The organism is Luteibacter sp. KNZ12-1A (genome assembly GCF_056755675.1).
Map to the genome: position 1 here is coordinate 1 of NZ_JBPGXU010000135.1, position 9,542 is coordinate 9,542.

Annotated in this window: 7 protein-coding genes; all 7 read right to left on the reverse strand. The window is 66.3% G+C overall.

What is annotated here, in order from left to right:
* Positions 1–100 precede the first annotated feature (100 nt).
* Entirely contained in the window at positions 101–559 is a 459-nt protein-coding gene (locus ACR9ZJ_RS17860) for an REP-associated tyrosine transposase (RefSeq protein WP_481288521.1), read from the reverse strand.
* A 62-nt stretch (positions 560–621) separates the two neighbouring features.
* Positions 622–2,445, reverse strand: a complete 1,824-nt coding sequence (gene lpdA / locus ACR9ZJ_RS17865) for a dihydrolipoyl dehydrogenase (RefSeq protein ID WP_481288522.1) — start codon at positions 2,443–2,445, stop codon at positions 622–624.
* Positions 2,446–2,458: 13 nt separating this feature from the next.
* Positions 2,459–4,159: a dihydrolipoyllysine-residue acetyltransferase gene (gene aceF / locus ACR9ZJ_RS17870; protein WP_481288523.1), complete on the reverse strand. Its 1,701-nt coding sequence runs from the start codon at positions 4,157–4,159 to the stop codon at positions 2,459–2,461.
* A 408-nt stretch (positions 4,160–4,567) separates the two neighbouring features.
* Entirely contained in the window at positions 4,568–5,431 is an 864-nt protein-coding gene (locus ACR9ZJ_RS17875) for a mechanosensitive ion channel family protein (protein ID WP_481288524.1), read from the reverse strand.
* 112 nt (positions 5,432–5,543) lie between these two features.
* Positions 5,544–7,871 carry a carboxy terminal-processing peptidase gene (locus ACR9ZJ_RS17880; protein ID WP_481282521.1) on the reverse strand — a complete coding sequence of 776 codons (2,328 nt, stop codon included), beginning with the start codon at positions 7,869–7,871 and terminating at the stop codon, positions 5,544–5,546.
* A gap of 31 nt (positions 7,872–7,902) precedes the next feature.
* Positions 7,903–8,901, reverse strand: coding sequence for a lipoyl synthase (lipA, locus tag ACR9ZJ_RS17885; RefSeq protein WP_481282520.1), 999 nt, complete (start codon positions 8,899–8,901; stop codon positions 7,903–7,905).
* A gap of 12 nt (positions 8,902–8,913) precedes the next feature.
* Complete coding sequence (gene lipB, locus ACR9ZJ_RS17890; protein WP_481288525.1) at positions 8,914–9,537, reverse strand: lipoyl(octanoyl) transferase LipB; 624 nt, start codon at positions 9,535–9,537, stop codon at positions 8,914–8,916.
* Positions 9,538–9,542: the final 5 nt, after the last annotated feature.

Genomic DNA, 9,542 nt, shown 5'->3' on the forward strand with positions numbered 1-9,542 from the left:
CCGCCCCTCCCCCCGCGCCGGCGGGCGCCCCCCCACCAAGCGATTGCCCCGGCTATATCAAGCCCGCCATGCCTTCCTATGACTACGAGCCAAACGCGGGTTACAGCCAGACCGCGTTCCAATACGGGTAGTCGCCGACGCACTGCGCGAGACCGGCGCGGACGGGGTTCGCGACGAGATAACGCGCCGCCGCCTTGATGTCGTCGTCCTTTCGCAGCCCCGCATCGTGGAAGGTCTTTTGCCAGACCGGATAGTGACGATGGCGGTGTTTCTTCATCGCCTTGGTGGCTAGCGACTTGAACCGCCCCACCACCTTCGAAAGATCGCCGTCATGCAACTCGACGAGGCCATGCCAATGGTCGGGCATCACCACCCAGGCGAGACATGCGGCGCCCGCCCACGTCGCCGGTGAGTAGGCGATGCGGGCAACCGCGCGTGCATAGCCGTGGTCGCGGAACAGCGGAGCGCGATTCCACGTCGTGGTCGTGATGAAGTAGATGCGGCCGGGTTCCGATAACCTGCCGTGGCGAAGATCGCGGGAATGAGGTGGTGAAGACATTCACCGACCATGCCCGGCCGCGACGGCCCGCGATGCCGTATGGCACCGCGGGCGTCGGTAGGTTATTTCTTCTTCGGGATGTACAGGTCGGTGATCGTGCCCTCGTACACCTCGGCCGCCATGCCGACGGATTCGCCGAGCGTGGGGTGCGGGTGGACGGTACGGCCGATGTCGCCGGCTTCGGCGCCCATCTCGATCGCGAGGGCGAGTTCGGAGATGAGGTCGCCCGCGTGCGGGCCGACGATGCCGGCGCCGACGATGCGATGGGTTTCCTCGTCGAACAGGAGCTTGGTGAAGCCTTCGGTGCGGTCGATGCCGATGGCGCGACCGGAGGCCGCCCAGGGGAACTTGCCCACGCCGATCTTCAGGCCCTTTTCCTTCGCCTCGCGCTCGGTCACGCCGACCCAGGCGATTTCCGGATCGGTATAGGCCACCGACGGGATCACGCGCGCGTCGAAGAAGCTCTTCTGGCCGGCGGCCGCTTCGGCGGCGACCTTGGCTTCGTGCGTGGCCTTGTGCGCCAGCATCGGCTGGCCCACGAGATCGCCGATGGCGAAGATGTGCTTCACGTTCGTGCGCATCTGGCGATCGACGGGGATGAAGCCGCGCTCGCTGACTTCCACGCCGGCCTTGTCCGCGCCGATCTTGTTGCCGTTAGGCGAACGGCCCACGGACACCAGCACGCGGTCGTACACGGTGGTCTCGGGGATGCTCTCGCCGTCGAAGGTGACCTCGATGCCCTTCTTCGTGGCCTTCGCCTCGACGACCCTGGTCTTGAGGTGGATGCCCTTGTAGCGCTTGGCGATGCGTGCCTGCAGCGGCTTCACCAGGTCGAGGTCGGCACCCGGCATGAGCTGGTCGGCCAGTTCGACCACCGTGACTTCCGAGCCCAGGCCCGCGTACACGGTGGCCATTTCCAGGCCGATGATGCCACCGCCGACGACGAGCAATTTCTTCGGCACGTCGCGCAGTTCGAGGGCGCCGGTGGAATCGATGACGCGCTCGTCGTCCCACGGGAACGAAGGCAGCTTCACCGACTGCGAACCGGCGGCGATGATGGCGTTCTGGAAGCGGATGAGCTTCGTGCCTTCGGCCGTCTGGACTTCCATTTCGTTCGGCGAAATGAACATGCCGACACCGGTGACGGTGCGTACCTTGCGCGCCTTCGCCATCTGGGCGAGGCCGCCGGTGAGCTTGCCGACCACCTTTTCCTTGAACGAGCGCAGCTTGTCCAGGTCGATCTTCGGCTTGCCGAACGTGATGCCGTGCGCCTCGATGGAGGCGGCCTCGTCGATCACGGCGGCCGCGTGCAGCAGCGCCTTCGAAGGGATGCAGCCCACGTTGAGGCAGACGCCGCCCAGCGATTCGTAGCGTTCGACCAGCACGGTATCGAGGCCGATGTCGGCGCCACGGAACGCCGCGGTATAACCGCCAGGGCCCGAGCCGAGCACGACCAGCTGGCACTCGATGTCCGCCTTGCGTCCCGAATCGCCCGCCGCCTTCGCGCTGGCGGTGGACGCGGGAGCCGGCGCCGCGACGGCCTGTTTCGGCGGAGCCGGAGCGGGCGACGGTACGGCGGGCGCGGGCGCGTCCTTCGCCACGGACTGGCCGACGACCTTGTCGGCAGCCGGCTTCCCGGCGTCGCCTTCGGCTTCGATCAGGGCGATGACGCTGCCGTCGTTCACCTCGTCGCCGACCTTGACCTTCAGTTCGACGATCTTGCCCGCCTGCGTGGCCGGCACGTCCATCGTGGCCTTGTCGGATTCGAGGGTGATGAGGCTCTGGTCTTTCTCGACGGTGTCGCCGACCTTGACCAGGATCTCGATGACCGGCACGTCGTGCGAGCCGCCGAGGTCGGGAACCTTCAATTCGATGGTGTTAGCCATGGTCCGCCCCCCGTCAGAGCAACAGCCGGCGGATGTCGCCGAGCTGGTTGGCGAGGTACACGGCGAAACGCGCGGCGAGCGCGCCGTCGATCACGCGATGGTCGTATGACAGCGACAGCGGCAGCATCAGGCGCGGCGCGAATTCCTTGCCGTTCCAGACGGGCTTCGTCTGCGCCTTCGATACGCCGAGGATCGCTACTTCCGGCGCGTTGATGATCGGCGTGAACGCCGTGCCACCGATGCCGCCGAGCGAGGAGATGGAGAAGCAACCGCCGGACATGTCGTTCGCGGTGAGCTTCTTGTCGCGCGCCTTCTTCGAGATCTCGCCCAGTTCCGCGGCGAGTTCGAGCAGGCCCTTCTTGTCGGCGTCGCGGATGACCGGCACGACGAGACCGTCGGGCGTGTCCACGGCGATGCCGATGTGGAAGTACTTCTTCAGCGTGAGCTTTTCGCCGGAGGCGTCGAGCGAGGCGTTGAAGGTGGGGAACTTCTTCAGCGCCGCGACCACCGCCTTGATCTGGAATACCAGCGGGGTGATCTTGAGATCTTTGTTCTCTTCGCCCAGCTTCTTGCGGAAGGCTTCCAGCTCGGTGATGTCGGCGTCTTCGTACTGCGTGACGTGCGGGATCATCGCCCAGTTGCGGGCGAGGTTCGCGCCGGAGATCTTCTGGATGCGCGACAGCGGCTTCTCGTCCACTTCGCCGAACTTCGAGAAATCCACCTTCGGCCACGGCAGCAGGTTGAGCCCGCCACCCGCGGCGACGGTTCCGCCCGCGGCCACCGGCGCGCCGGCGGTCATCACCCGCTTCACGTAGGCGGACACGTCTTCGCGCTGGATACGGCCACCACGGCCGCTACCCTTGACCTGGGCCACGTCGACACCGAGTTCGCGCGCGAAGGCACGCACGGCCGGGCTCGCGTACGGCACGGCGTCGGGCATGACGACCGATGCATCGAACGACACCGGCGGCGTGCGCGGCGCACCGCCCACCGGCACGTCGGCCGACGGCGCGACGGCGGCTTCGCGACGCGGCGCCTCGGCCGGGGCTTCGGAAACGCCGGGTTTCTCGCTGGACGGTGCCGGCTGCTCGTCGGCGGCAGCGGCTTCGCCGCCCTCGCCTTCGAGAATCGCGATGACGTGGTCGTCGTTGACCTCGTCACCGACCTTGACCTTCAATTCCTTGATCACGCCCGCCGAGGGCGCGGGAATATCCATCGTGGCCTTGTCGGACTCGAGCGTCATGAGGCTCTGGTCCTTTTCAACGCGGTCGCCGGCCTTGACCATGATCTCGATGATCGGCACCGGCTTGCCACCGATGTCGGGAACCTTCACCTCGACCGGACCGGAGGACTTCGACGCCGACGGCGCCTTGGCCGCGGCGGGCGCGGGCGCCGGAGCGGCTGCCTTCGGGGCCTCGGCCTTCGGGGCTTCGGCCTTGGACGCCTCGGCCTTCGGCTGCGCGGCCGGGGCATCGCCCTCGGCTTCCACCAGGGCGATGACGTGGCCTTCGTCGACTTCGTCGCCGACCTTGACCTTCAGTTCCTTGATCACGCCTGCGAACGGCGCCGGGACTTCCATCGTGGCCTTGTCGGACTCGAGCGTCACCAGGCTCTGGTCCTTCTCGACGCGATCGCCGACCTTGACCATGATTTCGATGACGGGGACCGCGCTACCACCGATATCGGGGACGCGGGCTTCTTTGACGTCGGCCATGGAACCTCCTAAAAACAGGCGCTTGCGGGCGGACGAACCCGCTGGCGGGGGAATGACGGGCGCCGTGCTGCGGCGCAACCGGTCGATTGTAATCCCTCGGGCCCGCCGGATGACCCGTTTTCGCTCGATTCAAACGGTCGTTCGGGAGGATTTCTGGTTTGCGGGACGGTTCTGGATGGCTCCGAGCCGCAAGCCGCTCGGTAGGAGACAACCTTGCTTCGGTGGGGGACATCCTTAGCTTCGGTGGGAGCCCCCCCCGTAGGGGGGTGGGGGGTTGCGGAACCAGGCCCCCGGGCCCCGGGGGGCCCCCACGGGGGGGGCGTGGGGGGCTGCCCCACCCGGGCCCGGCGGCGGCGGCCGCCCCCCCTGGGTCGGCTCCCACCCTTTTTCCACCCTTATTTCCGCCCTTTACCTCGCGGGCTGTAGCGGATTGCGATCGCCCTCGGACGGAGGGCCCACGAGGCGGATCTCGCTCTGCGGGTAGGGAATGGTGATGCCGGCCTCGTCGAAACCCTCCTTGATCCGGCGCAGGAGTGTCGTCTGTGCTTCCCACAGGTCACCGGTGGTGGTCCATCCACGGATGACGAGGTTCACGCTGGAATCGCCCAACGCCTCGGTCCACACGCCGGGCGCGGGGTCCTTGAGGATGCGCGGGTCCGCGGCGAACAGGTCCTGCACGACCTGCATGGCCTTGCCGATGTTGTCGCCATAGCCGATACCCACCTTCAACTCGAAGCGGCGCGTGCCACGCACGTTGTAATTGATGATCGCGTCGCCACCCACCTTGGCATTCGGCACGACCGCCTGACGGTTATCCGGCGTGATCAGGTAGGTGTGCATGAGGTTCACGCTTTCCACCGTGCCGTCGATGCCGCCCAGGCTGACGAAATCGCCCACGCGGAAAGGACGGAACAGGATCAGCAACACGCCCCAGGCGATGTTCGACAGCGAACTGTTGAGTGCGAGACCGATGGCGAGGCCGGCGGCGCCCAGCGCGGCGATGAACGATGTCGTCGGGACACCGACCGTACCCAGCACGTTGATGAAGAGCAGCGCCAGCAGCACGCCATAGATGAGGTTGCGCAGGAACAAGGCCAGCGTGATGTCGACGCGCGCGCGTTCGAGCGCACGGCGTCCGAAGTTGGCGATGCGCGCGGCAAGCCAGAAGCCCACGACCAGGAGCAGCAAAGCCAACCCGATGCGAATGGCGTAAGCGACGATGAGCATGCTCATGGCGTGTTCGATGCCGAGTCGATCGAGGAGATCCGTCATTTCCCTGCCCTTGTGCGATGAAAAAACGCATCGAGGCTATCAGGAAAAGGATGAATGCGTGCTCTGGTCTGGTGGGAGCCGCATAAAAAAGGCGCCTTGCGGCGCCTTCTTGTTACGGGGTGGTGTCGGTCGGTGGTTTTGCCGGCACCTGCGCCGTTTGTGGGGCGTCGATCTTGCGGCCGCCGTAGGGGAGCACTTCCGCGGCGATCTTCGGATCAGCCTTGATCATCGCGACTTCGTCGCCGACGATGTGGGCGGCTTCGTCCAGCGGCGTGTCCTTGGCCTTCTTCGCCTCGGCTTCCTGCTTGATCTCGGACTTGATGCTGCGCTCGTTGGCGTTGAGGCCGTCGTCGGCCGTGTTGCCATCGTCGCCCAGCTCCGCCGGGCTGCCGTCGCCGCCGAAGATCGCCTTGCGGCGGTTGCGGAAGTCGGTCTGGATGGCGTCGTACTGCTTGCGCTCGGCCTGACGCGCCGCGAAGTTCAGCGAGATATCGGTCTTGTCGCGCAGCTTCTGGTACTGCGCCAGCTCGTCGAGCATCAGCTTCCACGCCGGCGAGGTGGCCACGCGCGCCTGGTGCTTCTGGTTGAGCGGGCCGATGATCGGCTTGAGATCGGCCACCGGCTTGTAGTCGGCCGGATCGATGTGACGCCACGGCAGTGCGTTGTCGTAGGTGGATTCGCCGAATTCCTTGGCGTCGCCATTCTGCGGGAACTGCACGTCGGGCGTGACGCCATGCAGCTGCGTGCTGTCGCCGTTGATGCGGATGAACTCGGCGATGGTCATCTTGAGTTCGCCGTACTTGGCGTCCTCACCCGTCGTGGCCTTGCCGAAGCGGTCGAGGTCGACCAGGTTCTGCACGGTTCCCTTGCCGAAGGTGGGCTCGCCGATGATGATGCCGCGGCCGTAATCCTGGATGGCGGCGGCGAAGATCTCCGACGCCGATGCCGAACCACGGTTGACCAGCACGGCCATCGGACCGTCCCACGCCATGCCCGGCGCGTCGTCGCCCTGGGCGTCGACCTGGCCGCGCGCGTCGCGCACCTGCACCACCGGGCCGGTGTCGATGAACAGGCCGGTGAGTTCGGTGGCTTCGTTGAGCGAACCGCCGCCGTTGTTGCGCAGGTCCATGATCACGCCTTCCACCTTCTGCGCCTTCAGCTCGGTGAGCAGCTTGGAAACATCGCGGGTGGCGCTCTTGAAGTTGGCGTCGCCGTTACGGCGCGCGCCGAAGTCCTGGTAGAACGTGGGCAGTTCGATCACGCCGATCTTGCGCGTGACGTCGCCGTCCTTCACGTCGATGACCTTCGACTTGGCGGCCTGCTCTTCCATCGTGACCTTCTTGCGCACGAGGGTGACGATCTCGTGCTTGCCGTCCACGCCGGCATCGGCAGGAAGGGTCTCGATGCGGACGGTGGTGTCCTTCTTGCCGCGGATGAGCTTGACCACGTCGTCCTGGCGCCAGCCGACGACATCGACCATGGGACCGGTCTCGCCCTGCCCGATGGCGACGATGCGGTCGCCGGGCTTCATCTTGCCGGACTTGATCGCCGGGCCGCCCGGGACGAGTTCGCGGATGGTGGTGTAGTCGTCGCGCGCCTGCAGCACCGCGCCGATGCCTTCCAGCGACAGGCGCATGGCGATGTCGAAGGCGTCGGCGGCGCGGGGACCGAGGTAATCGGTGTGCGGGTCGGTGGAATTGGCGTACGCGGTCATGAAGGCCTGCGTCGCGTCCTCGTCGTCGAGCTGGCGCACGCGCGAGATGTACGTGGCGTAGCGCTTGTCGAGCGTCTTGCGGATGTCGTCGTCGTTCTTGCCGGCCAGCTTCAGGCGCAGCCAGTCGTTCATCGTGCGCTTGCGCCACACGTCGTCCAGCTCCGCCTGGTTCTTCGGCGCGGCAGCCTTCTTGCGGTCGAAGTTGAAGCTCTCGTTGCCGCTGAAGTCGAAGCCCTGCTTGAGCAGGCTGCGCGCATAGTTCATGCGGTCGACGGCGCGAGTGACGTACAGGTTGAACACCGAGAACGGACCAGAGAGGTCCTGGTTCCAGATGGCATCGTCGAACTGCGTCTTCAGCGGTTCGAACTTGGCGAGGTCTTCCTGCGTGAAGAAGACTTTCTCGCTATCGAGCGATTCGATGTAGGCCTTGTAGATCTTGGCCGACATGGCATCGTCGAGCGGCTGGGCCTGGTAGTGGAAACGCGTGAGGAAGCGGGCTGACAGCTGCGACGCCTGCGCTTCGGCCTGGGTCGGTTTCAGCGGCAGGCTGGATTCCTTGCGCTGTGGCTCGGGCGAGGTCGCCGCTTCCGAGGCGTCTTTCGGTTGCGGCGCCGACTTGCCCGCCGGCGCGGTCGTGCCGGGCTGCTGCTGCGGCGCGGCAGCCTGTGCCTGGACACCCGCGGCCGACAAGGCCAGCAGGAGAGCGATCGCGGGGCGAAGAGTCATGTAATCGGAGCCTCGGAATGCGTTGGGGCGTTTATTCGACGACGCCGGCGGCGTGAGCCATCAGGTCGGCATGGTAGGAGGATCGCACCAACGGACCGGAAGCGACATGGGAGAAGCCCATTTCATCGCCAGCGACGCGCAGCGCCTCGAATTCGTCCGGCGTCCAGTAACGGACCACCGGATGGTGGTGCGCCGTTGGCTGCAGGTATTGCCCGATGGTGATCATGTCGACGTCATGGGCACGTAGATCCCGCATGGTCTCCAGCACCTGCTCCAGCGTCTCGCCCAGGCCCAGCATGATGCCGGACTTGGTCGGCACCGTCGGATGCTGTGCCTTGAAGTTCTTCAGCAGGTCCAGCGACCACTGGTAGTCGGCGCCCGGACGGACCTCGCGGTAGAGGTGCGGGACCGTTTCCAGGTTGTGGTTGAAGACATCCGGCGGGAAATCCTTGAGGACTTCCAGCGCGCGCTCCATGCGGCCCTTGCCGCGGAAATCCGGGGTGAGGATCTCGATGCGGATATCGGGGCTGGCATGGCGCACGGCGCGGATGCAGGCCGCGAAATGGGCGGCGCCGCCGTCGCGAAGGTCGTCGCGATCCACCGAGGTGATCACCACGTACTTCAGGCGCATGTCGCGGATCGTCTCGGCCAGGCGAGCCGGCTCGAGCGGATCGGGCGCCAGCGGACGACCATGCGCCACGTCGCAGAACGAGCAGCGGCGGGTGCAGACCTCGCCGAGGATCATGAAGGTGGCGGTGCCCTTGGAGAAGCACTCGTGGATGTTCGGGCAGCTGGCTTCCTCGCACACCGTGGTCAGCGAGTTCTCGCGCAGGCGCGCCTTCAGCTGCTGCACGGCGTTGCCCTGGGGCAGGCGCACGCGGATCCAGCTCGGCTTGCGCAGCACGGGCTGATTGGCGTCGAAGCTCGCGCGGTTGAGCGCGATCTTGTCGTTGCCGAGCATCTTCTCGCCGGGCTTGTCGACGACGGCGATGGGGATGCTGCGGGAGGGGGAAACGGAGGATTGGCTCATAGGGCTACTGCCTCAGACCGCAAGGCGGGCGGGGAGTTCGGGGAGGATGGGCGCGGCGTCGACGGCGTGGAAACCGAACTGCTTGCAGAATTCCTGTACCAGGACGTCTTCCACGTCCGCCAACCGCGACGGACCACCCAAGTCTAGCACCTGGGTGACTTCCAAACCCTTGTAGCCGCAGGGATTGATGCGGTGGTAGGGCTCCAGGTCCATGTCCACGTTGAAGGCCAGCCCGTGGAAGCTGCAGCCACGGCGGATACGCAGGCCCAGGGCGGCGACCTTGGCCCCCGCGGTGTAGACGCCGGGCGCCCCCTCGCGGCGCTCCGCACCGATGTTCCATTCGCCGAGGGTGTCGATGATGGCCTGCTCGATGCGGTGGACCAGCTCACGCACGCCCACGCCCACGCGGCGCAGGTCGATCATCGGGTAGGCCACGATCTGGCCGGGGCCGTGATAGGTGACCTGGCCGCCGCGATCGACGCGGACGACGGGGATGTCGCCCGCCGCCAGCACGTGTTCCGCCAGGCCCGCCTGGCCCAGCGTGAACACCGGGTCGTGCTCCAGCAGCCACAACTCGTCGAAGGTATCGTCGGTGCGGTTGTCGGTGAAGGCGCTCATGGACTGTCTCTTATACACATCTG